This window comes from Streptomyces sp. NPDC007901 (assembly GCF_042959465.1).
GTDB lineage: Bacteria > Actinomycetota > Actinomycetes > Streptomycetales > Streptomycetaceae > Streptomyces.
In genome coordinates this window covers 21,806-46,035 of sequence record NZ_JBIBKW010000010.1, presented here as the reverse complement: position 1 = coordinate 46,035, position 24,230 = coordinate 21,806, and the positions used below count along the sequence as shown (strand labels likewise).

General features: G+C 72.5%; 22 protein-coding genes, 2 tRNA genes and 1 pseudogene. 16 read left to right on the top strand and 9 right to left on the bottom strand.

Annotated elements, in window-relative coordinates; all coding sequences use genetic code 11:
* Positions 1 to 56 precede the first annotated feature (56 nt).
* The 7 genes and pseudogenes from ACFZDK_RS29955 to ACFZDK_RS29925 all read left to right on the top strand — a co-directional run bounded on the left by ACFZDK_RS29955 (position 57) and on the right by ACFZDK_RS29925 (position 6,423).
* Positions 57 to 1,010 (top strand): phosphatase PAP2 family protein, encoded by a 954-nt coding sequence (locus ACFZDK_RS29955; protein ID WP_390977035.1) that lies wholly within the window; start codon positions 57 to 59, stop codon positions 1,008 to 1,010.
* Entirely contained in the window at positions 964 to 2,127 is a 1,164-nt protein-coding gene (locus tag ACFZDK_RS29950; protein WP_390977308.1) for a hypothetical protein, read from the top strand. The genes ACFZDK_RS29955 and ACFZDK_RS29950 overlap by 47 nt, the downstream gene beginning before the upstream one ends.
* Positions 2,118 to 3,707, top strand: coding sequence for a hypothetical protein (locus ACFZDK_RS29945; protein ID WP_390977034.1), 1,590 nt, complete (start codon positions 2,118 to 2,120; stop codon positions 3,705 to 3,707). Before ACFZDK_RS29950 ends, ACFZDK_RS29945 begins: the two co-directional genes overlap by 10 nt.
* Positions 3,704 to 5,041, top strand: a complete 1,338-nt coding sequence (locus ACFZDK_RS29940; RefSeq protein WP_390977033.1) for an AAA domain-containing protein — start codon at positions 3,704 to 3,706, stop codon at positions 5,039 to 5,041. The genes ACFZDK_RS29945 and ACFZDK_RS29940 overlap by 4 nt, the downstream gene beginning before the upstream one ends.
* Positions 5,042 to 5,266: 225 nt before the next feature.
* Positions 5,267 to 5,632 carry a hypothetical protein gene (locus ACFZDK_RS29935; RefSeq protein WP_390977032.1) on the top strand — a complete coding sequence of 122 codons (366 nt, stop codon included), beginning with the start codon at positions 5,267 to 5,269 and terminating at the stop codon, positions 5,630 to 5,632.
* Positions 5,633 to 5,705: 73 nt separating this feature from the next.
* Positions 5,706 to 6,359, top strand: a pseudogene (locus ACFZDK_RS29930) (bifunctional DNA primase/polymerase); the annotation flags it as partial.
* Positions 6,350 to 6,423 (top strand) — tRNA-Lys (locus ACFZDK_RS29925). The pseudogene ACFZDK_RS29930 and the gene ACFZDK_RS29925, both read left to right, overlap by 10 nt.
* Positions 6,424 to 6,515: 92 nt before the next feature.
* Here ACFZDK_RS29925 and ACFZDK_RS29920 read toward each other — a convergent pair.
* Positions 6,516 to 7,739 carry a M6 family metalloprotease domain-containing protein gene (locus ACFZDK_RS29920; RefSeq protein ID WP_390977307.1) on the bottom strand — a complete coding sequence of 408 codons (1,224 nt, stop codon included), beginning with the start codon at positions 7,737 to 7,739 and terminating at the stop codon, positions 6,516 to 6,518.
* Positions 7,740 to 8,111: 372 nt separating this feature from the next.
* On the opposite strand from ACFZDK_RS29920, the gene ACFZDK_RS29915 reads away from it, so the two are divergent.
* On the top strand, positions 8,112 to 9,956 hold the full coding sequence (locus ACFZDK_RS29915; protein WP_390977031.1) for an EAL domain-containing protein: 1,845 nt from the start codon (positions 8,112 to 8,114) through the stop codon (positions 9,954 to 9,956).
* On the opposite strand, the gene ACFZDK_RS29910 is transcribed toward ACFZDK_RS29915, so the two are convergent.
* From ACFZDK_RS29910 to ACFZDK_RS29900, 3 genes are all read right to left on the bottom strand, one after another.
* Complete coding sequence (locus ACFZDK_RS29910) at positions 9,926 to 11,023, bottom strand: MsnO8 family LLM class oxidoreductase (RefSeq protein WP_390977030.1); 1,098 nt, start codon at positions 11,021 to 11,023, stop codon at positions 9,926 to 9,928. The two genes, ACFZDK_RS29915 and ACFZDK_RS29910, sit on opposite strands and share 31 nt — an antisense overlap.
* An 88-nt stretch (positions 11,024 to 11,111) precedes the next feature.
* On the bottom strand, positions 11,112 to 11,843 hold the full coding sequence (locus ACFZDK_RS29905) for an aspartate/glutamate racemase family protein (protein WP_390977029.1): 732 nt from the start codon (positions 11,841 to 11,843) through the stop codon (positions 11,112 to 11,114).
* Complete coding sequence (locus tag ACFZDK_RS29900; RefSeq protein WP_390977028.1) at positions 11,840 to 12,652, bottom strand: aspartate/glutamate racemase family protein; 813 nt, start codon at positions 12,650 to 12,652, stop codon at positions 11,840 to 11,842. Before ACFZDK_RS29900 ends, ACFZDK_RS29905 begins: the two co-directional genes overlap by 4 nt.
* A 161-nt stretch (positions 12,653 to 12,813) precedes the next feature.
* Here ACFZDK_RS29900 and ACFZDK_RS29895 point away from each other — a divergent pair, with 161 nt between their 5' ends.
* Positions 12,814 to 13,767, top strand: a complete 954-nt coding sequence (locus tag ACFZDK_RS29895) for an NAD(P)-dependent oxidoreductase (protein WP_390977027.1) — start codon at positions 12,814 to 12,816, stop codon at positions 13,765 to 13,767.
* A gap of 16 nt (positions 13,768 to 13,783) precedes the next feature.
* On the top strand, positions 13,784 to 15,190 hold the full coding sequence (locus tag ACFZDK_RS29890) for an amidase (protein ID WP_390977026.1): 1,407 nt from the start codon (positions 13,784 to 13,786) through the stop codon (positions 15,188 to 15,190).
* 1 nt (position 15,191) lies between these two features.
* Here ACFZDK_RS29890 and ACFZDK_RS29885 read toward each other — a convergent pair whose 3' ends face one another.
* Positions 15,192 to 15,686: a DUF3830 family protein gene (locus tag ACFZDK_RS29885; protein ID WP_390977025.1), complete on the bottom strand. Its 495-nt coding sequence runs from the start codon at positions 15,684 to 15,686 to the stop codon at positions 15,192 to 15,194.
* A 47-nt stretch (positions 15,687 to 15,733) separates the two neighbouring features.
* Between ACFZDK_RS29885 and ehuB the strand changes: the two genes are divergently transcribed.
* The 6 genes from ehuB to ACFZDK_RS29855 all read left to right on the top strand — a co-directional run bounded on the left by ehuB (position 15,734) and on the right by ACFZDK_RS29855 (position 19,983).
* Positions 15,734 to 16,663 (top strand): ectoine/hydroxyectoine ABC transporter substrate-binding protein EhuB, encoded by a 930-nt coding sequence (gene ehuB, locus ACFZDK_RS29880; protein WP_390977024.1) that lies wholly within the window; start codon positions 15,734 to 15,736, stop codon positions 16,661 to 16,663.
* On the top strand, positions 16,660 to 17,376 hold the full coding sequence (gene ehuC / locus ACFZDK_RS29875) for an ectoine/hydroxyectoine ABC transporter permease subunit EhuC (protein WP_390977023.1): 717 nt from the start codon (positions 16,660 to 16,662) through the stop codon (positions 17,374 to 17,376). The genes ehuB and ehuC overlap by 4 nt, the downstream gene beginning before the upstream one ends.
* Complete coding sequence (gene ehuD, locus ACFZDK_RS29870; protein ID WP_390977022.1) at positions 17,373 to 18,023, top strand: ectoine/hydroxyectoine ABC transporter permease subunit EhuD; 651 nt, start codon at positions 17,373 to 17,375, stop codon at positions 18,021 to 18,023. The genes ehuC and ehuD overlap by 4 nt, the downstream gene beginning before the upstream one ends.
* Positions 18,013 to 18,795: an ectoine/hydroxyectoine ABC transporter ATP-binding protein EhuA gene (gene ehuA / locus ACFZDK_RS29865; protein WP_390977021.1), complete on the top strand. Its 783-nt coding sequence runs from the start codon at positions 18,013 to 18,015 to the stop codon at positions 18,793 to 18,795. The genes ehuD and ehuA overlap by 11 nt, the downstream gene beginning before the upstream one ends.
* 268 nt (positions 18,796 to 19,063) lie before the next feature.
* A complete protein-coding gene (locus ACFZDK_RS29860) occupies positions 19,064 to 19,822 on the top strand; it encodes an IclR family transcriptional regulator C-terminal domain-containing protein (RefSeq protein ID WP_390977020.1) in 759 nt (252 codons plus the stop codon).
* An 87-nt stretch (positions 19,823 to 19,909) separates the two neighbouring features.
* Positions 19,910 to 19,983: transfer RNA gene (locus tag ACFZDK_RS29855), tRNA-Lys, on the top strand.
* Positions 19,984 to 20,091: 108 nt separating this feature from the next.
* Here ACFZDK_RS29855 and ACFZDK_RS29850 read toward each other — a convergent pair.
* The 4 genes from ACFZDK_RS29850 to ACFZDK_RS29835 all read right to left on the bottom strand — a co-directional run bounded on the left by ACFZDK_RS29850 (position 20,092) and on the right by ACFZDK_RS29835 (position 24,227).
* Complete coding sequence (locus ACFZDK_RS29850) at positions 20,092 to 21,711, bottom strand: AMP-binding protein (RefSeq protein WP_390977019.1); 1,620 nt, start codon at positions 21,709 to 21,711, stop codon at positions 20,092 to 20,094.
* Between the two features lie 61 nt (positions 21,712 to 21,772).
* Positions 21,773 to 22,246, bottom strand: coding sequence for a DUF3592 domain-containing protein (locus tag ACFZDK_RS29845; RefSeq protein ID WP_390977018.1), 474 nt, complete (start codon positions 22,244 to 22,246; stop codon positions 21,773 to 21,775).
* Between the two features lie 129 nt (positions 22,247 to 22,375).
* On the bottom strand, positions 22,376 to 22,981 hold the full coding sequence (locus ACFZDK_RS29840; protein WP_390977017.1) for a lytic polysaccharide monooxygenase: 606 nt from the start codon (positions 22,979 to 22,981) through the stop codon (positions 22,376 to 22,378).
* A 115-nt stretch (positions 22,982 to 23,096) separates the two neighbouring features.
* Complete coding sequence (locus ACFZDK_RS29835) at positions 23,097 to 24,227, bottom strand: SPFH domain-containing protein (protein ID WP_390977016.1); 1,131 nt, start codon at positions 24,225 to 24,227, stop codon at positions 23,097 to 23,099.
* Positions 24,228 to 24,230: the final 3 nt, after the last annotated feature.

Below are 24,230 nucleotides of genomic sequence, written 5' to 3'. Positions count from 1 at the left end.
CACGGTCGGCCCGCCGGTCGCCGCGCAGACAGGGACGAGAAGGGGGAGGCAGTCGGATGCCGCAGACCGAGAAACCGGGCACCGAGGTGACTCCGAGAACCCGGCTGCGCTGGTGGACCGAGCTGCCGTTGATCCTGCTGGTGTACGGCTGCTACTCGGCCGGCCGCCTGCTCGCGCGCGGGGACACCGCGACCGCCGTCGACCACGGTCTGGCGATCCTGCGCATCGAGAAGGACCTGCGCCTCAACGCCGAGCATCCGCTCAACCGGCTCTTCACGCACGAGGCGTGGCTCGGTGTACCGGCCGACTTCTGGTACGCCTCGCTGCACTACCTGGTCACCCCGGTGATCCTGGTCTGGCTGTTCCACCGGCGCGCCGAGGCCTACCGCCGGGCCCGCACCTGGCTGATGACGTCCACGTTCATCGGCCTGATCGGCTTCACCCTGCTGCCCACCTGCCCGCCCCGGCTGCTGGACGCGAAGTACGGGTTCGTCGACACGATGGCCCAGTACAGCTCCTACGGCTGGTGGGGCGGCGACGCCAGCGCCCCGCGCGGTCTGGGCGGCATGACCAACCAGTACGCGGCGATGCCGAGCCTGCACTGCGGCTGGGCGCTGTGGTGCGGGGTGATGCTGTGGCGGTACGGCAACACCCGGCTGACCAAGGTGCTCGGTGTGGCCTACCCGGTGCTGACCGCGCTGGTGGTCATGGGCACCGCCAACCACTACTTCCTGGACGCGGTCGCGGGCGCCGTCGTCATGGGCGCCGGCTTCCTGCTCGCGCCGTACGTGATGCGGGTCGCCGATCTCGTCCGGCGGTGGATCACCCCGCGCGCCTCCCTCGTCGCAGCGCGCTCGGAAGGCTCAGGCTCCCCGATTGTCAGTGCCGGATGCCAGACTTCGGCGGGTGAGCGAATTCCATCGCAGCGCGAGCCCCGGCTCGCCTCCGGAGCCGAACCGGACGCTGCCCCCACGGACGCGGGGGACGGCGCTCCGGCACCGGCTCGCTGAGCTGCGCGGCCCCGACGTCCCCGCCAAGGCCCTCGACGCGCGCGCCCTCGCCGCGCTCGCCGCGAACCCGGGGTGCAGACGGCGCGCGATCCTGGACGGCGCCGGGGTGGACAAGACCGCGCTGGCGGGCGCCCTCGGCGCGCCGTCGGCCTTCGGCCAGTCGCAGTTCGCGCTGACCCGGGGCAACGCCTTCGAGGCGAAGGTGAAGGCGGACGGCGGGGTGGAGTTGCTGCGGCTGGTGCGCGAGCACCTCGATCCGGGGGCCGAGCCGGCCGGGCGGGCCGCCGAGGTCGCCGCCGTACCCGATCTCTCCGCGATCGGCCCCGAGGGCCGTACGGCCCGCACCGCCCTGGCACTGCGCGAGGCCGCGGAGGCCGCCGGGCACGGCGAGGACGGTGAAGGTGGCGAGGGCGGCGGCTGGGTGCTGCTCGACCATCCGATGCTGGCGCTGGAGGTGGCCGGCTCCCCCGCCTTCCTGGAGCCGGACGCGGTGGTGGTGCACCCGGACGGCAGCTGGACGGTCGTGGAGATCAAGTCGTTCCCGATGCTGGACGGTTCCGCGGACCCGTCGAAGGTGGGCGCGGCCGCCCGGCAGGCGGCGGTGTACGTCCTGGCCCTCGAGGAGGTCGCGGCCCGGCTCGACCCGGCCCCGCGCGTGCGCCACGACGTGCTGCTGGTCTGCCCCAAGGACTTCTCCAACCTGCCCACCGCCTCCGCGGTGGACGTCCGCAAGCAGCGCGCGGTCACCGCCCGCCAACTGGCCCGCCTCACCCGCGTCCAGGACATCGCCGACGCCCTCCCCGAGGGCACCTGTTTCGCCCCCGACCTGCCCGCCGAGCAGCTCACGGCGGCCGTCGAGGCGGTCCCGGCGACCTACGCCCCCGAGTGCCTGTCCGCCTGCGAACTGGCCTTCCACTGCCGGCAGCGGTCCCGCGCGGCCGACGAGGTGACCACGCTCGGCCGCGCGGTCCGCGCCGAACTGGGCGGCCTGGCCACGGTCGAGGACGTGCTGTCGGCGGCCCGGGGCGAGAGCGGCGACGCCGACGACCCGGCGGTCGCGGCGCTGCGCAGGGCGGCGGCGCTGCGGGCGGAGGCCCTGGGGGTCCCGTGTCCCTGATCACCACCCTGGCCCGCCTCGAAGCCGTCAGTACCGGCACCGCCCAGGCCGCGGCCACCGTCCGCCACCGGCATGTGTCCGAGCACCCCCTCGTCTTCGTGCCGCTCACCACGGCCGGTGAGGCCGGGGCCCCGCTCGGCGCGCTCGTCGGCACCGACCGGGACGCCCCGCGCCTGCTGGTCGTACCCCAGCCGCGCGACCGCGACCTGCGGTTCGCCTTCCTCGCCGAACTCGCCGACGTCGTCCTGCCGTACCTGGACTCCTACGCCGAGGCCGTCGAGGCCGCCGAGCGCACCGAGACCGATCCGGAGACCGGCAAGCGGGTCAAGGTCGAGGTCGAACTGTGCGCGGACGCGCCCCAGTTGATCGTCCCGGCCCGCGCGGGCATCGAGTACGTACGGCTGCTGGGTCGCTCGATGCGGTTCCGGCGCACGGCGGAGCAGGACCCCGAGGCGCCCTACCCGGCCCCGCCCCGGGTGCCGTTGCTCGGCCGCTGGCTCACCCACTTCGGCGAGCGCGCCCGCGTCCCCGGCTCCTCGCTGCTGCTCGCCATGACGGACCTGCTGTCCCGGCACTGGGCGACCGGCCAGTCCGGCATCGAGGACCAGCACCTGGGCGCGCTGCTCGCCTGGCTCGACCCTCCGGCCGGCAGCACGGGAGCGGCGGCCGCGCGCCACGCCGAACTCGCACGCGACGGCGACGGCCAGTTGGTGTGCCCGCCGGCCGGGCCCGCGACCGACCCCGCCTTCGACAACAAGCTGCTGGCCCCCGCCTTCGAGCGCTACGACCGCGCCCGCACCGCCCTGGCCACCGCCGAGGACGGTCTGCAGGCCGACGACCGGCTGGCGATCCTCACCGCCGCCGAGCGGGAGATCCGCGACCTCGTCGCGAGCCGCACCCGGCCCACCTGGGACGCGGTCTGGCGCGGCCTCGACCTGTTGCGCGGGCTGCCCGAGGGCGCCCGGGTCGAGGAGCGGTGGACGCGCGACCGCTGGTCGTTCACCGGCCACCGGGACCGCGTCCTGGCGGGCGAGCCCCCGCAGCCGCGCCGCGACGACGCGGTCACCGCCGCCAACAAGCTGGCCACGCGCGAGCGCGAACAGGCCCGGCTGGAGGCCCAGGAGGCGCTCGACGACCCGCTGGTGATGGCGGGGCGGCGGCTGGCCGGGGAGGCGTTCGCGGGCGAGGTCCTCGATGTCGTCATGGCGTACAGCGAGGGCAAGCGGCCCAGCCCGCGCCCGCTGGTGACCGTGCGCACCGAGGACCGGCCGCACCTCGGCGAGCGTGCGAAGACCTACCGCTCGCTGGGCGGCAAGCCGCAGTCCATGGAGTTCGTCGGGTCCGGGGGCGAGGGGATCCTGGTGCTGCGCGTCCTGGACAAGATGGGCCGCGGCAAGGAGCCGGAGGAAGGGTCCGTGCCGGAGAAGGGCGACCGGCTCACCTTCACCCTGTTCGAACACGAGCAGCGCGGCGGGGCGAAGCTGCCCGACCCGGAGGCGACCCCGTGGACACACGGCGGGCCGCCCGGCGAGGCCCCGCCGGAGGCCCCCGACGCGACGACCCGGGAGGACGTCCTGTGACGACCACCGCCTTCGACCCGGGCGCCGAAGCCGCCCGCGCCACCGCCGCGATCCTCCACGACACCCTGAACGGCACCGACCGGGGCGTGGTCGTGGACTCCCCGCCGGGCGCCGGCAAGTCCACGCTGGTGGTCCGCGCGGCGCTGGAACTCGCCGACGCGGGCCGCCCGTTGATGGTGGTCGCGCAGACCAACGCCCAGGTCGACGACCTCGTCCTGCGGCTCGCCGAGAAGAACCCGGAGCTGCCCGTCGGCCGCCTGCACAGCAGTGACGCCGACCCGTACGACAAGGCGCTGGACGACCTGCCGAACGTCCGCAAGTCGGCGAAGGCGGCCGACCTCAGGGAGGCGCCGGTCGTGCTGTCCACCGCCGCGAAGTGGGCGCACGTCCAGGTGGACGAGCCCTGGCGGCACGCGATCGTCGACGAGGCGTACCAGATGCGCTCGGACTCGCTGCTCGCCGTGGCCGGACTGTTCGAACGGGCGCTGTTCGTGGGCGACCCCGGCCAGTTGGACCCGTTCGCGATCGTGGGCAGCGAGCAGTGGGCGGGCCTGTCGTACGACCCCTCGGCCTCCGCCGTCTCCACCCTCCTCGCCCACAACCCGGGCCTCCCCCAGCACCGCCTCCCGGTCTCCTGGCGCCTGCCTGCCTCCGCAGCCCCGCTGGTCTCCGGCGCGTTCTACCCGTACACCCCGTTCCGCAGCGGCACCGGCCACGGCGACCGCCGCCTCGCGTTCGCCGTTCCCTCCGACGGCTCAGGACCCGACCGGGTGATCGACGAGGCGGCGGAGTCCGGCTGGGGCCTGCTGGAGCTGCCCGCCCGGCACACCCCGCGCACCGACCCGGAGGCGGTCCGGGCGGTGGCCACGGTCGTACGACGGCTGCTCGACCGGGGCGGCGCGGCCCTCTCCGAGCGCTCCCCGGACGCCACGCCCCTCACCGCCGACCGGATCGCGGTCGGCACGGCCCACCGGGACCAGGCGGCGGCGGTCCGCGCGGCCCTGGCGGAGCTGGGCGTGAGCGACGTCACGGTCGACACGGCCAACCGTCTCCAGGGCCGCGAGTACGACGTCACGGTCGTCCTCCACCCGCTCTCCGGCCGCCCCGACGCCACCGCCTTCCACCTGGAGACCGGCCGCCTCTGCGTCCTCGCCTCCCGCCACCGCCACTCCTGCATCGTCGTCTGCCGAGCCGGCGTCACCGACCTCCTGGACGACTACCCCTCCACGGAACCGGTCCAGCTGGGAACCCTCGTGAAGTTCCCGGACGGCTGGGAGGCGAACCACGCGGTCCTCGCGCACTTGGCCGAGCATCGGGTGGCCTGGCGGCCATGACGAACGCCGGACCGCCCCCGCCCCCTCGCAGGCCGGAGGCCGGCACGCCGCCGGAGGCGGCCGATGAACACAGCCCTGACGGCTGGGAGGCGAACCACGCGGTCCTCGCGCATCTGGCCGAGCACAGAGTCATCCATCGGCCCTAGGGTCCCCTTGCGCGGGCGCGAGACAATGGACGGTGGCCCATCGAACCGTTGGCACCGAACCGTACGAGGAGGACCAGACATGGCGGAGCCCACGCCGCGTCGGAACGAACCGCGGCGACGCCCCGCGCCCCTGCTCTTCGAGCCTGTGGAGGCGGTCGCCGATCCGGAGCACTTCTTCGGCCTGGAGTCGCTGGACGACCCCGGGGCGCTGCTGACGCGTGCGACGGAGCTGACCCAGGCGTTCCGGGTGGCCACCGACCGCGCGGTGGAGTTCCAGGCGATGGCCGCCGCCCAGCTCGCCGACCCGCGCCGGTTCGACCGTCTGACCCCGGCCGACATCGCCGAGCGGGCCGAGTGGACCGAGGACTACGCGAAGAAGATGGTCGAGTTCGGCCGGGACCTGCTGCGGGGGGCGGAGGGGGCCGAGTCGGCGGAGCCCGTATAGCGGCGAGGCATATGCCAGGCGGGCAAGATACCCCCCTGCGCCCGATCCCGTCCCGGTTTTCCGCAACTCACGGCGAGCTGCAGCTCACGATGGGTATCAATGCCCCATGAGCAGTCCGACGAGCAGCACACCGCACGAGACGCCCCTCCGTGGCCCCGGCGACCGCTCCGACGCGGCCGGGGTTACCCCCGACGGAGCCGCCTGGCTCGCCTCCGCAGGAACGTACCCGCGGAGCACGCTCACCCTCTGGGAGGAGCGGCCGGACGCCCCGGTCGTGCTGCCCTGCGGTACGGCGTTCGACGTGGTGAACACCCCGGCGCTGTTCGGCCGCCGCATGCTGGACCGACTGTGGGACGAGGGGCCCGGCTCCGGGCCGGTCGCGGTGTTCCGGAGCCGCATGCTCCTGTTCGCCGCCCCCGGCACCGCCGCCCGGCTGCCCTCGCTGCTGGGCTGGGAGGAGTGGGGCGGCCGCGGCCAAGCCGTACCGCCGCTGCTGTGCCACGGCACCGGCGACGCGGTGACCGTCCCGGCGCTGAACGCGGACCGGTCCCCCGTCCCCGCCGACACCCGCTGGCTGGTCGCCCCGGACACCCGGCACCCGTGGCTCCCCGGGCCGGAGATCCTGCTCTGGGCGGCCGTCCGGGCGGCCCGCTCGGCCGTGCGGATATCGATTTTTCCTCCCGCCGATCAGGATGCTAAGGTCTACGACGTCAGCAGGCGCCGCTAGCTCAGTTGGTTAGAGCAGCTGACTCTTAATCAGCGGGTCCGGGGTTCGAGTCCCTGGCGGCGCACGCGAAGTAGCCGGAAGGCCAAGCCCCTGCGAGCTTGGCCTTCCGACATTTCCGCGCTCCGAACCCGCCTCCCAGGACTCACTCCACAAGGATCACTCCAGCGGCCCCGGCGTGATCCGCACGTTCCAGGACCCGGACGCCGTCCGCCCCTCCACCTCCACCTTCACCCCGTCGCCCGGCACCGTGAAGGTCTCACCGAGGGAGACCGGGGCGTCGGCCAGCGGCGGGTAGACCGAGTTCTCCCAGCACGCCTCCGTGTGCGGGTGGGCGTCGATCACCTCGACGGGGCCGCCGCCGGACGCCGTCTCGTCACGGACCCGGTAGACGAGGATGCCCTCCCGGCAGGCCGCGCTGTCGTTGCCGGAGGTGCCGCGCGCCTCGAAGGCCAGCGCGCTGTCCGGCCCGGTGCGGACCACCGCCAGCTTGGTGCCGCTGCCGAGCCCGAAGGCCGGTGCGCCCGCCGCGCCCTGCGCCGGCACGCCCGGCACGCCCGGCCCGGCGGACAGCGGTTCCAGGGTGAGCCGGGTCGGCCCGGTCCCCCGGACGCACGCCACCTGGCGCGGATCCAGCCATCCCAGCTTCCACTTGTGCCAGCCGAACAGATCCGGCGCGAGCCCGAACTGGCTGCCCATCAGATCCCAGTCGCCGACATAGGTGTCCCAGTCGCCCTTGCCGTCCACCGGACGGTGGTAGAGGTCGGGGAGGTCGAAGACATGACCGGTCTCATGGGCGAGAACCAGCCGGTCCGGCGGATGCTTCTCGAAGACGGTGACGACCCGGCGGACGTCCGTGCCGTCCACCTGGACCGGGGTGGTCAGATTGACGACCTTCGTGGCGTCGGAGTCCACGCCGGGCGCGTCCGGGTCGGCGACGAAGTACACGATGTCGTAGTGCTTGAAGTCGACCTCGGGGTCCGCCGCCGCGAACGCGTCCCGCAGGTAGGCGGCCCGGAGCGCGACGCTCCAGTCCCGCTGTATCCCGTACGCGACCGACGGCCGGGGCATCCTCAGCCAGTGCGTCAGCGGGTGCGGCCGGATGGTGAACTTCCCGTAGGAGGCCTGCTCGTAGTACCGGCTGGTGGCCGGGAAGTGGTCGGCGGCGAGCTCGGCCGGGGTGGTGCGGGGCGGCGAGTCCGGGAAGGACAGGAACACCATCACGGCCGAAAGCGGCTGGGTCGGACGAGTGTAGGCCGCGTTCCAGGTGTCGACGCCCTCGGAGTGGTGCGCGTCGGTGCGGGGCAGGGCGCAGGGGGCGGTGGAGAACGGCTCGGCGGCCGACGGTCCGGTGAGGATCGTCGTCGCGACGAGCGCCGCCATCGTGGTGGACACGGCGGCGGTGCTGCGCAGCGGGAGACGCGGCACGGAAGGACCTCCGGGGCGGTTCGCGGGACACCGCCACCCAGCCTGTGTGAGTTTGTCGCGTTATGACCTGTTTATCTGCACCAGAAGGGTGAGGAACCCCTTGCTCACCACGGGGAGACCCGAACGGCCGACACCCCGACGCACTCACGGAACGTCACAAGTGGCCGGGCGCCTCAAGAACCCGTCCAGGTGCGGGCAGAAACGATCTGTCAGAACCGGTGCTTCATCGTGGACACTGGACAGTGGCTGGAAGGCCCTCGGGCCAGCCTCTATGATCGGCACACTTTCCTGCACGGACAGAGATCGAGTGCACTGCGGGAGCGAGCGGTGAGCGGAACCTCCGAAGGGCCGACGCCCGCGGCAGACCTCGACCGGTCCGCCGTCACAGAGAGTGACAAGAGCTATCAGAAGTCGTACGACGAGACGACCGACCCGAATACCTACGAGCACGCCTTCACGGCCGCCGCGCTACCCATGGCCGTCGTCGACCGCGAAGGCCATGTCACCACCGCCAACGAGGCGTTCGGCACCCTGATCGGTGCCGACCCGGCCGGGCTGACCGGGCGGGTCGCCGCGGATGTGGTGGACCTGGCCTCCGACGCCCGGACCTGGCACGCGTACCGCGAGGTGCTGCGCGGGCGGCAGGCCAAGCTGCGCTGCACCCGCCGGCTGAAGCACCCCGACGGGCACTCGCTGTGGGTCCAGGTGAGCATCGCCCCGCTGTCGAAGACACAACCGGGCGTCCTGCTCTCGGTCTCCGACATCAGCGAGCGCCGTGAACTCCAGGCCCGGCTGCGCCACTTGCAGATGCACGACCCGGTGACCCGGCTGCCCAACCGGACGTTGTTCTTCGAGCGGCTGTCGGCCGCGCTGGAGGCGGAGTCGTACGAGCAGAGCGGCACCGGCCGGATCGGCCTGTGCTACCTGGACCTGGACGGCTTCAAGGCGGTCAACGACACCCTCGGCCACCGGATCGGCGACCGGCTGCTGGCCGGCGTCGCCGAACGGCTGACCCGGGTCGCCGACGAGGCCGGCTTCGCGCGGGCCGGGGCACCGCTGGTGGCCCGGCTCGGCGGCGACGAGTTCGCCCTGCTGGTCGAGGACTCCACGGGCACCGAGCAGTTGGCCGACCTGGCCGAGTCGGCGCTGGCGGCCCTCCAGGCGCCGTTCGACCTGGCCGGCCAGCGGCTGTCGCTGTCGGCGTCGATCGGGGTGGTGGAACGCCACGCGGCCGGCACCACCGCCACCGGCCTGATGCAGGCCGCCGACACGACGCTGTACTGGGCGAAGGCCGACGGCAAGTCCCGCTGGACGCTGTTCGACCCGGAGCGCAACGCCCACCTCGTGACCCGCCAGGCGCTCTCCTCCACGCTCCGCCCGGCCATCGAGCGCGGTGAGTTCACCCTGGAGTACCAGCCGCTGGTGGGCATGGAGGACGGCCGGCTGCGCGGTGTCGAGGCGCTGATCCGATGGAACCATCCGCAGTTCGGCACACTAACGCCGAATCGGTTCATCGGAATTGCCGAGGAGGACGGCTCGATCGTCCCGCTAGGCCGCTGGGCCCTGACCACCGCCTGCCGGCAGGCCCGCCGCTGGCAGCTGGACCACCCCGGCGAGCCGCCTATCTTCGTCAGCGTCAACGTCGCCGTCCGCCAGGTCTGGGACTCCGACCTGGTCGCGGACGTGGCCGAGACCCTGGCCGAGACCGGCCTGGCCCCGCACCTGCTCCAGCTGGAGCTGACGGAGTCGGCGGTCATGGGCTCGGCCGGCCGGCCGCTCCAGGCCCTGCAGGCCCTCAGCGACATGGGTGTCCGGATCGCCATCGACGACTTCGGCACCGGCTACTCGAACCTCGCCTACCTCAGCCGTCTCCCGGTCTCCGTCCTCAAGCTGGACGGCTCCTTCGTCCGGGGCTTCCAGTACGACGATCCGGGCGACCGCCCGAACCCGGCGGACGAGGTCGTGGTCGAGGCGATGATCCAGCTGGCCCACCGCCTCGGCCTCACCGTCACCGCCGAGTGCGTGGAGACCTCGGCGCAGGCCTCCCGCCTGCGGCACATCGGCTGCGACACCGGCCAGGGGTGGCTCTACTCCCGGCCGGTGGCGCCGGATCGTATCTCCGAGCTGCTGGGCACACGGAGCTACGCGGACACCCCGGTCGGCAAACCGTAGGCGTCGGCGACCAGTTCGTAGGAGCGCAGCCGCAGCTCGCCGCGGTGGGCGTGCGAGGTGAGCATCAACTCGTCGGCGCCGGTGCGCTTCTGCAGGTCGTCGAGACCGGCGCGGACCTCGTCGGCGGTGCCGTGCACGATGTTGGAGGTCCAGGAGTGCACGAACTCCTCCTCCATCGGGGAGAACTCGTGCTGCTCGGCCTCGTCCGGGTCGGGGAACAGCCCCGGCCGGCCGGTGCGCAGCCGCAGCATGTTCAGCGCGCCCGCCCGCACCTGCCGCCGGGCCTCGCGCTCGTCGTCCATCGCGAGCACGGAGACGCCGATGAGGGCGTAGGGCTCGTCGAGGACCGCGGACGGGCTGAAGGACTCGCGGTACAGGTCGAGGGCCGGGACGGTGTTCTGCGCGGAGAAGTGGTGCGCGAAGGCGAACGGCAGCCCGAGGATGCCGGCGAGCCGGGCGCTGAAGCCGGAGGAGCCGAGCAGCCAGATCGGCGGCCGGTGCGGCGACTGCACCCCGCCGGGGGTGGTGGCCTGGATCGGCCCGGGGATCGCGTGGATCCTCCGGTACGGGTGCCCGTCCGGGAAGTCGTCGTCGAGGAACCGGGTGAGCTCGGCGAGCTGCTGCGGGAAGTCGTCGGCGCCCTCGCCCAGGGTCTGGGTGCGGCGCAGCGCGGCGGCGGTGGCCCCGTCCGTGCCCGGCGCCCGCCCGAGTCCGAGGTCGACCCGGCCCGGCGCCAGCGCCTCCAGCGTGCCGAACTGCTCGGCGATGACGAGCGGGGCGTGGTTGGGCAGCATGACGCCGCCCGAGCCGAGCCGGATCCGCTCCGTGTGGGCGGCGAGGTGGGCGAGGATCACGGCCGGTGAGGAGGACGCCACCCCGGGCATCGAGTGGTGCTCGGCGACCCAGTACCGGTGGAATCCGCGCGCCTCGGTGAGCCGCGCGAGCGCCGCGCTGGTGCGCAGGGCGTCGGTGGCGGTACCGCCGGTGCCCACGGTCACCAGGTCCAGTACGGAGAGGGGGACGGGGGCGGTCCCGTGCGTGATGCCCCGGATCTCGTCTGCCGACACGGTGAGAGCCTCCTGATCGCGGCCGTGAACTGTACTGAGGGGCGATAACAGGAGGAGGGCTCCGCTTATTCCTGGTACGGCCACCGGGTCAGACCTGCACGATCGGTTCGCGCGTGAACAGCACCCCCAGCGCCGGCGCGTTCACTCGCCGGTCCGCCAGCCGCAGCCCCTCCCAGACGGTCACCTGGTTCGCCGTGAGCACCGGCTTCGACAGCGCCTTCTCCAGGAGGGACAGATGCGCCGCCGTGTGCAGGGCGGTGTCCGGAAGCAACACCGCCTCGACGCCCTCCGCGTCCGCGGAACGCGCGAGGGTGAGGACCTCCTCCTCCCCCCACGTGCCCACCTCCGCCGCCGTGACGATCCCCGAGGAGCGGACCCCGGTCACCTCCAGGCCCGCGGCCCGCAGGAAGTCGGCGAAGAGGGCGGCCACGTCGTCCGGGTAGGTCGCGCCGACCGCCACCCGCCGTACCCCGAGCTCCCGTGCCGCGCGCACGAAGGCGAAGGACGTGGAGGAGGCGGGCATCCCGGCGGCCGCGGCGAGGGCGCGGACCTGCTGCTGGGCGCCCTCCCAGCCGTACACGAAGCTGCCGCTGGTGCAGGCCCACATCACCGCGTCCGCGCCCGCGAGCCGCAGCTGTGCCACGCCGGCCGCCAGCCGTCCCTCGGCGCCCATCTCGCGCAGCGCGTCCACCCGGTGCGCGTCCTCGCCGATGTCGGTGTGGACGACGTCCACCCGGACGTCGCTGCCGAGGAGCTGTTCGATCCGGGGGTAGTCGTCCTCGGCGGAGTGCCCCGGGTAGAGGAGTCCGAGCGCTGTCATGTCCACCCTTCCTGCTGTTCTTCCGGCAGTGCGGGCCAGTCAGGCGACGCCGCCGACGCGTCCCGGTGGTCGTCACCGTGACGGATCAGCGCCTGGTACGGCCCCACGGCTCGGGTACCCAGCCTGCGCAGCGCCGCCCACATCGTGACCTGGTTGGCCGACAGGACGGGGATGCGCAGTTCGGCCTCCAGCTGGGGGATGACGTCGTAGGTGGGGAGGTTGGTGCAGGAGATGAACAGGGCGTCGGCGGCCCCGGGCCGTACCGCGCGCCGGGCCATCGTCACCACGTCCCGGTACGGCACCTGCCAGATGTGCCGGGTCAGTCCCATGAACGCGCAGCCGGCGACCCGTATGCCCGCCTCCGCGACGTACTCCTCCAGGACCCGGGTCACCGAGACGGTGTAGGGCGTGACCAGCGCGAGCCGTCGTACGCCCAGCTCGGTCAGCGCGTCGAGGAGGGCCCCGGAGGTGGTCACGGACGGCACCGCGCCGGACCGGGTCATCGCCTCGCACATCGCGCGCTCCCCGGCGATCCCGCCGACGAAGCTGCCGGAGGTGCAGGCGTAGGCGACCACCTCGGGGGCGACGGCCATCAGCGCGCGGACCGCCTCGCCGAGGGTCTCGTGCTCGCTGACCAGCCGGGCCAGGTCGAGACTGACCTCGACCGGCACGAAGGGTGTCCTGGTCAGGTGCAGGGAGACGTCGCCCGGCACCCAGCGCCACAGCTCGCGGTCGAGCGCGAAGTCGAAGGGCGCCACGACGCCCACGCCGCGCTGAGGACGAGGTCCGCCCAGAAAGGAGACATCCATGGGAAGTCACCGGCCTCACGTGGGAGATCGAGGAGGTAACGGTCGACGGATACGCCCGTGTTGACGAAGGTAGGTTCGGGTGCCAGCGTGGTCAATCCGCGCATCTGAGACGTTCCATCCGCCCATGTCAGACGCCGTCGGACACCGGGAGACCACCCCGAATGACGCCGCCCGTGCCCACCCTGCTGGTCCTCGACGCCGACCCGCCGCCGCGGCTGGGGCGGCTCACCGGCCGTGCCCGGATCGTCCGCACGGACGCGGCGGGCCTGGCGGCCCGGCTGCCGTCGGCCGATGTGCTGCTGGTCTGGGACTTCGCCTCGCACGCCGTCCGTGAGGCCTGGCCCGGCGCGGGCCCCAGGCCGCGCTGGGTGCACACGGCGAGCGCGGGCGTGGACCATCTGATGTGCCCCGAGCTGGCCGCGTCCGACACGGTCGTCACCAACGCGCGCGGGATCTTCGACCAGCCGATCGCCGAGTACGTGGCCGCGCTGGTGCTGGCCGTCGCCAAGGACCTGCCGGGGACCCTGGGCCTCCAGCGGGAGCGGACCTGGCGGCACCGGGAGGCGCGCCGGGTGGGCGGCACGCGCGCGTGCGTGGTCGGCTCCGGGCCGATCGGCCGGGCGATCGTCCGCACGCTCAAGGCCCTCGACATCACCACGGCCCTCGTCGGCCGCGTCCCGCGCACCGGCATCCACGGCCCCGCCGACCTGGACCGGCTGATGTCCCGCGCGGACTGGGTGATCTCGGCCGCGCCGCTGACCGAGCAGACGTACGGCATGTTCGACGAGCACCGCTTCGGCGTGATGCAGCCGTCGGCCTGCTTCATCAACGTCGGCCGGGGGCAGCTGGTCGACGAGGAGGCGCTGGTGCGGGCGCTGACCCGGCGCTGGATCTCCGCCGCGGCCCTGGACGTCTTCGCGACCGAGCCGCTGCCCGCCGACAGCCCGCTGTGGGATGTGCCCGGCCTGATCGTCTCCCCGCACATGAGCGGGGACACGGTCGGCTGGCGGGACGAACTGGGCAGCCAGTTCGTGGAGTTGTACGAGCGGTGGGCGGCGGGCAGATCTCTGCTGAACGTGGTCGACAAGCAACGCGGATACGTACCCGGTCACTGACTCTCGGGAGGGACCCATGGAGCTCACCGACCTCACCGCCCGACGACTCCTCGACGGCTACCGCACGGGCGAGTTCGGCCCGGTGGAGGCGGCCCGGGCGGCCCTGGAACGGGCGGCGCGGATCCAGCCGGAGGTCAACGCCTTCGTCCGCCTCCTGGAGGAGGACGCGCCGGCGCAGGCGCGGGCGGCGGAGGAACGGTGGCGGCGGGGTGAGCCGAAGGGTCTGCTCGACGGGGTGCCGGTCACCGTCAAGGACATCCTTCTGCTGCGCGGCCACCCGACCCTGCGCGGCTCCCGGACGATCCCCGCGGCCGGGCCCTGGGACGAGGACGCGCCCTCGGTCGCCCGGCTGCGCGAGCACGGCGCGGTGTTCGTGGGGAAGACCACCACTCCGGAGTTCGGCTGGAAGGGCGTGACGGACTCCCCGCTCTCGGGGATCACCCGCAACCCGTACGACCCCTCGCGCACCGCCGGCGGATCGAGCGGCGGCAGCGCGGCGGCCGTCGCGCTGGGGGCCGGGGCGCTGTCCCTCGGTACGGACGGCGGTGGCAGCGTCCGTATCCCGGCCGCGTTCTGCGGGATCTTCGGCCTGAAGCCGACGTACGGCCGGGTGCCGCTCTACCCGGCGAGTGCCTTCGGCACGTTGTCGCACGTGGGCCCGATGACCCGGGACGCGGCCGACGCGGCGCTGCTCCTGGACGTGATCGGAACTCCGGACGCCCGGGACTGGTCGGCCCTGGGACCGGCGCCGGGGTCCTTCTCCGCGGCCCTCGGTGAGGGGGTGCGCGGGCTGCGCGTGGCCTTCTCCCCCTCGCTGGGCGGGCAGGTGGCGGTCCGTCCGGCGGTCGCGGCGGCGGTACGGCGGGCGGTGGCGGAGCTGGCCGGGCTCGGCGCGTACGTCGAGGAGGCCGACCCGGACTTCAGCGACCCGGTGGAGGCGTTCCACGCGCTGTGGTTCGCGGGCGCGGCCCGGGTGACCCAGCGCCTCTCCCCCGATCAGCGGGCTCAGCTCGACCCGGGGCTGCGGGAGATCTGCGGCCGGGGCGCCCGGCTGAGCGCACTCGACTATCTCGCGGCGGTGGACGTCCGGATGGACCTGGGCCGCCGGATGGGTCTCTTCCACGAGCGGTACGACCTGCTGGTGACGCCGACCCTGCCGCTCACGGCGTTCGAGGCGGGGGCGGAGGTACCGAAGGGCGCGGGCTACCACAGGTGGACCGGCTGGACGCCGTTCACCTACCCGTTCAACCTGACCCAGCAGCCGGCGGCGACGGTCCCCGTCGGGACGGACCCCGACGGCCTGCCGATCGGCCTGCAGATCGTGGCCGCCCGCCACCGCGACGACCTGGTCCTGCGGGCCGCCCACGCCCTGTACGAGGCGGGGGTGGCCGCACAGAAAGAAAGGTGGCGGCAGCGGGCGTGAGCTATGTCCTGCGGAACGCCAGCGTCTCTCCCGCCGCGCCCGTGCGCCACAGGTCGTTGCACGCCTCGGCCATCTCCTCCAGGCCGTTCACCACCTGCCCCCACACGATCCCCGGCACCCATCCCACGTCCCCGTTGAGCAGCAGGTTGTTGCGCTCGTAGAAGAGGGCCAGGTCGACCACCGTCGTACCGGCGCGCACCTCGCGGTCGTAGCCGTAGGCCTTCGTGCCCAACTCGGTGCCGGCGAAGGAGAAGTAGCAGAGATCGCCGGGGATGGGGGTGACGGTCGGGTTCTCCAGGGGCGGTTCCGTCGCGGCGAATGGCGGGAAAAGCGCGTAGATCTCGTTGCGGGCGTACTTGGCGTGGTAGACGTCCCCGGCCAGCGGCAGGGCGTCCCAGACGGCGGCGCAGGTGAGCGGGGCGCGGTCGTCGAGGAGGCGGGCGGTGGCCGTGACGCCACGGCCGACCAGCGAGACTTCGATGTGTCGATTGCCCATGCAATCCATGGTGCATAAGTGGGTTGGGTCCGGGTAGCCGCGCCGCCATGGCTCCACCACATGAGAACGACATAGACACATCTGGGTATGAATCCAGACAAAGTAGGCGTGCCGTGCTCGCGGGTGTCGCCGCCGTCGGCGCACTCGCCGCCGCCGGGTGCACACGGGTGGCCACCGCCTCCACCGACAACGGCGGTGACCTGCTGCAACGGCTGCGCGCCCAGGGGGTCGTGCGGCTCGGTATCGCCGGTGAGATCCCCTTCGGGTACATCGACAAGAACGGCCATCTGACCGGTGAGGCACCGGAGTTGGCGAAGGCGGTCTTCAAGCGGCTCGGGGTCGACAGGGTGCAGCCGGTGCCGACCGAGTTCGGTTCGCTGATTCCCGGACTGAATTCGCAGCAGTTCGATGTCGTGGCCGCCGGGATGTACGTCACCCCGGAGCGCTGCCAGCAGGTGATCTTCGCCGACCCGGACTACCAGATGCTCGACTCGTTCGTCGTGCGCAAGGGCAATCCCAAGGGACTGCACGACTACAAGGACGTCGTCGCGAAGAAGGCCAAGTTCGCCACGGGGACGGGCTACGCCCAGATCCAGCACGCGGTCGAGGCCGGGTACAAACAGAGCGACATCCTGATCGTGCCGGACCAGGTCGCCGGGCTGAACGCCGTGGAGGCGGGCCGGGTCGACGTGTTCGCCGGGACCGCGGTCACCGTCCGCGCGGTCGTCAAGAAGTCCGCCAAGGCCGAGGCGACCGAGCCGTTCGCCCCGCTCGTGGGCGGCAAACCGCAGGTCGACGGGGGCGCGTTCGCGTTCCGGTCGGCGGAGACGCGGCTGCGGGACGCCTTCAACGGGGAGCTGCGCAAGCTGAAGCAGAGCGGTGAACTGCTGCGGATCCTGCGGCCGTTCGGCTTCACCAAGGCCGAGATGACCGACCTGACGGCGAAGGAGCTGTGCGGGGGAGGCAAGAGCGGATGACCTCGGGACTGTGGGAACTCGTACTCAAGGGCGTGTGGACCACCGTCCAGCTGCTCGTGCTCAGCGGGCTGCTGATGACGGCCGTCGCCCTGGTCGTGGGTGTGGCGCGGACGAACCGGCACTGGATCGTGCGCTTCCTCGCCGGCCTCTACACCGAGGTGTTCCGCGGCACCTCGGCGCTGGTGATGATCTTCTGGGTGTTCTTCGTGCTGCCGGTCGCCTTCGGCTGGCAGCTGGTGCCGCTGTGGGCGGGCACCCTCGCGCTCGGGCTGACGTACGGCGCGTACGGCGCGGAGATCGTGCGCGGGGCGCTGAACGCGGTCGACCCGGCGCAGAAGGAGGGCGGGATCGCGCTCAGCTTCACGCCCTGGCAGCGGCTGCGGCTGATCCTGCTGCCGCAGGCGGTGCCGGAGATGATCCCCTCCTACTGCAACCTGCTCGTCGAACTCCTCAAGGGCACCGCGCTGGTGTCCATCACCGGCATGGGCGACCTGGCGTTCAGCGGGAACCTGGTGCGGCTGGCGCTGCAGGAGAGCGCGCACATCTACACGTATCTGCTCCTCATCTACTTCGTGATCGCGTTCGTCATCACCCGGCTGATGCGCGGTCTGGAGAAGCGGCTGAAGGCCGGCATCGGCAAGGACCCGGGGAACGAACGTGAGGCGCGTGCGGTGAAGCGCAGGGAGACGACCGGGGTCGGTGGTGTCGTATGACATGGGACTGGAGTGCCGTACGCGAGTTCATGCCGCACTTCTGGGACGGCCTGGCGGTCACCCTGCAGGCGCTGGTCCTCGGCTCGCTGATCTCGTTCTCGCTGGGGCTGGTGTGGACGCTGCTGATGCGGACGCCGACCCGGTGGGTGCGCTGGCCGGTCGGGGCGGTCACCGAGTTCGTGCGCAACACCCCGCTGCTGGTGCAGCTGTTCTTCCTGTTCTACGTGCTGCCCGAGTGGGGGCTGACCTTCTCCGCGCTGACCACCGGTGTCCTCGCGATCGGCCTGCACTACTCGACGTACACCATGCAGGTCTACCGGGCCGGCATCGAGGCGGTCCCGGCCGGCCAGTGGGAGGCGGCGACGGCGCTCAGCCTGCCCGCGCGGCGGACCTGGTTCGCGGTCATCCTGCCGCAGGCGCTGCGCCGGGTCGTGCCGCCGCTCGGCAACTACGTGATCTCGATGCTCAAGGACACGCCGATCCTGATGTCGATCACCGTGCTGGAGATGCTGGGGCAGGCGCGGCTCTTCTCCCAGCAGCACTTCCAGTTCACCGAGCCGGTGACGGTGATCGGCGTCGCCTTCATCGTCATCTCCTACCTCGCCTCCCTTCTCCTGCGCACCCTGGAGCGTCGCCTTGTCCGTTGAGACCAGCAAGCAGCCGAGTACCACCGGTACGACATCCACCGAGCTGATCCGCCTGGAAGGGGTGACCAAGCGGTTCGGGGACAACACCGTCCTCGACGGGCTCGACCTCAGCGTGCAGGCGGGCCGGCACGTCACCCTGATCGGGCCCTCGGGCTCCGGCAAGACCACGATCCTGCGCCTGCTGATGACCCTGACCGAGCCGGACTCCGGCACCGTCACCGTGGACGGGCAGCGGCTCTTCCCCGCGTCGGAGAAGGAGCTGCGGGAGGTCCGCAAGAAGATCGGGATGGTCTTCCAGCAGTTCAACCTGTTCCCGAACATGACCGTGCTGCGCAACATCACCGAGGCCCCGGTGACCGTGCTCGGCCTGCCGAAGGACGAGGCGGAGGCGCGCGCCCGGGAGCTCCTGGACCTGGTGGGCCTCGCCGACAAGGCCGACGCCAAGCCGACCCAGCTCTCCGGCGGCCAGCAGCAGCGCGTCGCGATCGCCCGCGCCCTGGCCATGCGGCCGAAGGTGCTGCTCCTCGACGAGGTGACCTCGGCGCTCGACCCCGAACTGGTCGCGGGCGTCCTGGACCTGCTCAGGGACATCGCCCGCACCACCGACATCACGATGCTGGTCGTGACCCACGAGATGAACTTCGCCCGGGACATCTCCGACCAGGTCCTGATGTTCGACGCGGGCCGGATCATCGAGGCGGGCCCGCCGGAGCGGATCTTCAGCGAGCCCGAGCACGAGCGGACGCGGGAGTTCCTCGGCGCGGTGCTGTAGATATATCCCGGTACGGCGCCGTAAAAGTTTCCCCGCGTGGCTCCGTGACTACAGGAAGTGAACGCTCGATCACCCGAGGTCCAGCGGCCGGGGCATTCCCCTGGCATATGCCAGAGGGTCTTTGCCGCAGGCGGGAGGGCTGGAATCTCGCCAACACCCCCTCCGTTTCCGGCTCTTGCCGGTTATCGTGGAGAGGATCCGCAGTCCGGATCGCGGCCCAAGCAGTGCTGACGAAGCAGCATCGCCGAGCGAGCGCAGGGGGACCACCGTGCCGCTGAAGCACGAGCCGACCGCCCCGTACCACTCCGCCCAGGACGCTCTCCGTGTCCTGGAGGCGGTGGCCGGGCACTCCACCGGCGTCACCGACACCGAACTGGCCCGTCTCACCCGCCTGGACCCCGACCGGCTGACGGCGCTGCTGCGCATGCTGCGCCGCGAGGGCTACGTCGAGCAGGTCGCCGACGGCGCGTACGTCACCGGCGAGACCCTGCGCCGCCTCGGCTCCGCGCACGAGCGGGAGCAGGCCCTCGGCGAGCAGCTCCAGCAGACCCTCGACCGGCTGCGCGACTCGGTCGGCGCCGCGATCTACCTCAGCCGGTACGTCGACGGCGAGGTGCGGATCGGCCAGTACGCGGCCGGCCCGGCCACCCCCGCGGTCAACGAGTGGGTGGACTTCCGCTCCTCCGCGCACGCCACCGCGATCGGCAAGAGCCTGCTCACCCAGCTCGACCACAACGCCCGCCGCGACCACCTCTCCCGGCACAAGATGGCCCGCCTCACCTCGCGCACCATCACCAGCGACAAGCTGCTGCTCTCCCGGCTGGCGGCCCAGCCGCCGACGGTCCCGGTCCTGGACCTCCAGGAGTACGCGATCGGCACGGTGTGCGCGGCGGTGCCGATCACCGCGGGCTCGTCCGTGGGCTGCCTGGCCCTCTCCCTGCCGGTGGAGCACGCCCACCGGCTCCGCCAGGCCGCCGACGCCCTGAACCGCAGCGCGGCCCCGGTGCTGCTCTCCCTCGCGATCTGAACCCGGTCGAAAGCACCCCTGCGGACCAGGTAGTATTTTCTTCGTCGCCAGCCGCGAGAAGAGATTCACACGGTCGGCGGGAGTCATGCGCCGCTAGCTCAGTTGGTTAGAGCAGCTGACTCTTAATCAGCGGGTCCGGGGTTCGAGTCCCTGGCGGCGCACGATGACGATGGCGAGGCATGTCCGCAGAAAGCGCGGACCTGGCTCGCCATCTCTGTTTTTGCGCGGCTGCGCCGCGCGCGGTGGGGGCTCCGCCACCCACACCCCCGTCAAGAAGGGCCTCTCGTGGACACGAGGGGCCCTTCGGCGTCCTCCGGGGTCAGTCTGCGGTACGTCTGCTCCCCCGGCGGCCGCCACCACACCGGGTCGGCGCACCGCACCCCCTCCCGCCGCAGCGCCGCCCGCTGGATCTTGTTGGTCGCCGTCACCGGCATCCGCTCCACCACCCGGACGAACCGGGGCGCCATCTTCGTCCCCAGATCGGGCTGGGCCAGCAGGAACTCGGCGAAGTCCAGCGGCTCGAACCGACCGGCGATCGTCGCCATCACCTGGTCCCCGGTCACCGGGTCCGGCACCCCGTACACGGCGACGGCGTCCGCCCCCTCGTACCGCGCCACGATGTTCTCGATCATCGCGGCGGCCAGGTTCTCCCCGTCGACCCGGATCCGGTCGTCGGTGCGCCCGGCGAAGTACAGGTAGCCCTCCCCGTCCCGGTAGAACAGGTCCCCGGTCCAGTACCACCCTCCCCGCCGCCGCTCGGCCTCCGCCGCCAGGTTCCGCCAGTACCCCTCGAAGGGGTTCGGCGCCCGGTTCACCAGCTCCCCGATCGCCTCCTCCCCGTTGAGCAGCCGCCCCCCGGAGTCGAAGACGGCCGTCGGGCACTCCTCCCCCGTCTCCTGATCGAGTACGACGAGCCCGGCCGCCGCCCGCCCCACCGCCCCCGCCGGCGTCCCCGCCGACCACTGCACGGCCGCCCCGCCCTCGGACGACCCGTACCCCTCCACCAGCCGCACCCCGAACCGCTCCTCGAAGGCCGCCGCGTCCACCGCCCCGGCCTCCGTCCCGAACCCGAGCCGCAGCGGGTTGTCCCGGTCGTCGGCGCGCGGCTCGGTGGCGAGGATGTACTGCACCGCACGCCCGACATAGGTGAAGTAGGTCGCCCGGTACCGCCGCACGTCCGCCAGGAACCCCGACGCCGAGAACCGCCGCCGCAACGCCACCCCGGCGCCCGCCACCAGCGCCGGTGCCCAGTCGGCGATCACCGCGTTCCCGTGGAACATCGGCATGCAGACGTAGTGCACGTCGTCCGCCCCGACCCCGAACTGCCCGGCAAGCGACCGCCCCGCCGCCGCCAGCCGCCCCTGCGAACAGAGCGCGGCCTTCGGAGCCCCCGTGGAACCGGAGGTGAAGTAGAGCAGGATCCGATCGGCCGGGACGGCCCGGGAGGCGTCGGGGAACGCGCCCAGGTAGGGGGCGAGCAGCGCACCGTACTCCGGTTCGTCCGTGACCAGGACCCGCACCCCGGGCAGCTCCAGCCCGGCCAGCAGCGGCAACCACGCCCGCTCGGTCACCAGCACCGGGCACTCGGTGTGCAGGATGTCCCGCGCGAGCTCGGACCCCCGCCGGGTCGGATTGATCCCGGCAACGGCGGCACCGGCGAGCGCGGCGGCCCCCAGCCACAGCGGGAACTCGGGCGTGTTCTCCAGCAGCACACCGACGTGCGGCACGGCACCGGCCGGCAACAGATCCGCGAACAGCGCCGCCCGCGCCGCAGCACCCCCAGCCACCTCGTGATGGGTGAGCACCCGCTCCCCGCACCACAACCCCGGCCGCTGATCACCCCATCGCGCGGCCACTGCTTCAGCGATCGTGCGTATCTCGGAGTCCATGGAGAGGCAGCGTAACTGACACCTCGTCAGAAGTGCAGCGCCCCGCAGCCGGCCGACGGCCTCACGGCCCGAACTCACCCACCGCCGAAAACATGAAGTGCGCCACCCCCATGAAGACCAGCGCGAACCCGATGAACACCCCGAAGAACGCCACCGTGCACCCGGTCCCCACCGCCAGCTTCCCCGGCGCGGGCGGCTGCGACGTCGCGCCCTCGGGGTTCTCCGGCAGGTAGTACACGGTCACGAAGTCGCCCTCGATCACGGTCGACCGTCCGCGCGCCTCGTCGAAGCGGACGACCCGCCCCTCGGCCGTGGTGAACTCGTAGACGTGGTGCAGCGTGGTCGTCACGGACGTGTCCCCGCCGCCGCCGCTGGTCCTCGTGTAGGACCGCAGACAGCGCGCCTCGGCGGTACGCCCGTGACGCCACGTCCGGCTGATCTCGCTCGACCGTCGCAGCGTCTTGACCAACCCGAGGACACCGACGACGACGAAGATGCCGGGAAGGATGTAGAAGAGCGCTTCCATCAGGCCCATGAGAGTCCCCCGCTTCCGAACACCGGTCCGACTGACCGGTGTGGCGGGAACGTACCCCTCTGACCAGTGGCAGGTCCTCAAGCGAAGCTCAGATCAGCCGGGTGTTACCCAGTCGTCGAACGACGCCGGTCAGAACGTGACGTCCGAGCAGGCATAGAACGCGTTGCCCGTGTCGGCGATCGTCCAGACCGCCACGATCACGTGGTGACCGCTCAGCCCCGACGGCAGGGTGCCGCTGTGGCTGAGGGTGGCCGGCGGGCGCTGGCCGTTGTAGGGGACGGTGAGGAACGGGGTGGTGTTGAGGTCCGAACGGGCGAGGGCGTGGTTCTGGTTCCAGCCCTGCTTGGTGACGTAGTACTTGAAGTCGGTGGTCGCGTGCATCGCCGTGAACTGCCAGCGGAAGGTGTACGACTGACCACCCGTCACCCTGGTCGTCGGCCAGGCGCCGCCCGACGGTGTGGTCGGCGAGCTGAGCTGGGCGAACCTGCTCAGCCCGCCGTTGCAGATCTGCCCGTCGGCCGGGCCGGACGCCGGGAAGCCCTTGGGGCCCTCGACGCTCTGCGGCTCCCACTGGATGTCGCCGCAGTTGGTCACCGTGCCGTTGGCGCAGAGCTTCTGCCGGCTGATGGGGAGGTCGGTGTAGCCGTGCCCGCTGGCGCCGCCGGTGGAGAGTGCGAAGGCTCCGGCGGTCGCCACGCCGAGCACGACGGCCGAGATCTTGGTCCGTTTACGCATGCTGCCGCTCCTGGAGAACGTGGGGGAGGTTCTGACGAGCCGTGCAGGTCTAGACCAAGTCCCAGATTATTGCCGTCACTTGACTGTGTCCATATCGAAGACGTGTCCATCCCCATCACGGCGCGGACTCCGCGCGCCCCGAGCAGAACGCCACCGTCAGGTCCCGCACCAGCACCTTGCGCTCGTAGTCGTCGAGGTCGACCAGTCCACGCATGGTCAGCCGGGTCACCGTGTCCTCGACCGAGTCCACGACCGAGGTGAGCATGGTGGCCCGCTGCCGGGCGTCGAGCGCGGCGATCCGGCGGCGCTGCATGGCCCCGGCCACCTCCGGGGCGTACTCCACCCGGACCGGCCGTACGGAGAACACCTCCAGGCCGATCCCCGCCGCGTCCGCCGAGACCAGCCGGGTCAGCGCGTCGCCCGCCACCTCGACCGAGCCCCGGGCGGTGCCCGGCAGCTCCACCGGCACCCGGGCCAGCGCGGCCTCCACGCACTCGCGCAGATACGTCTCGTGGTCCTCGACCCCGAGCACGGCCCGCGCGGTGTCCCGCACCCGCCACACCACCAGGACGACGACCCGCAGCGCGACCCCGTTGCCGTCCGCGGCCGGCATCTCCTCGCTGCGCCAGTGCCGCAGCCGGACGTCGACCCGGCGGCGCAGCAGCAGCGGGTTGACCCAGAGCAGGCCGGTGCGCCGCACCGTCCCCCGGTAGCGGCCGTAGAGGCCGAGCACCCAGGCGCGGCCGGTCACCCCGCGCGTGAGCCCCGCGAAGCCGAACAGGCCGAGTGCGCCGGCTCCGGCGTACGCGGCCCACTGCGCCGGGCCGAGTCCCGCGCCCGCGTACGCCGGAAGGCGCAGCGCGTGCACCGCGAGCGGGGGCAGCACCCCCGCCCACCAGGAGGTGGCGAGGCCGCCGGCCACGCCGCCGAGCCCGGTGCACACCCCGGCCGAGCCGGGCAGCACCCGGGCGGGGCGTTCCACCAGGTCGGGGTCGACGGCGGCGGCCGGCCGGGGTTTGGTCATGGCCGGGCGGCGCAGCCGGGGCTGTTCGCCGGTGCCCTGCCGGCGGCCGACCACGGCGGGCCGCAGCGGCACCGACACCGGGTCGGGGTCGTCGCGGAACAGCAGGTGGACGGGGATCTCGGTGGTGACCTCGTTCTGGATCAGCCGGGGGGCCGGACGGGCGGGCGTCCCGTCGTCCAGGGGGTCGTCCGAATCAGGGGTGTGCTCGGTGGTCGTACTCATGCC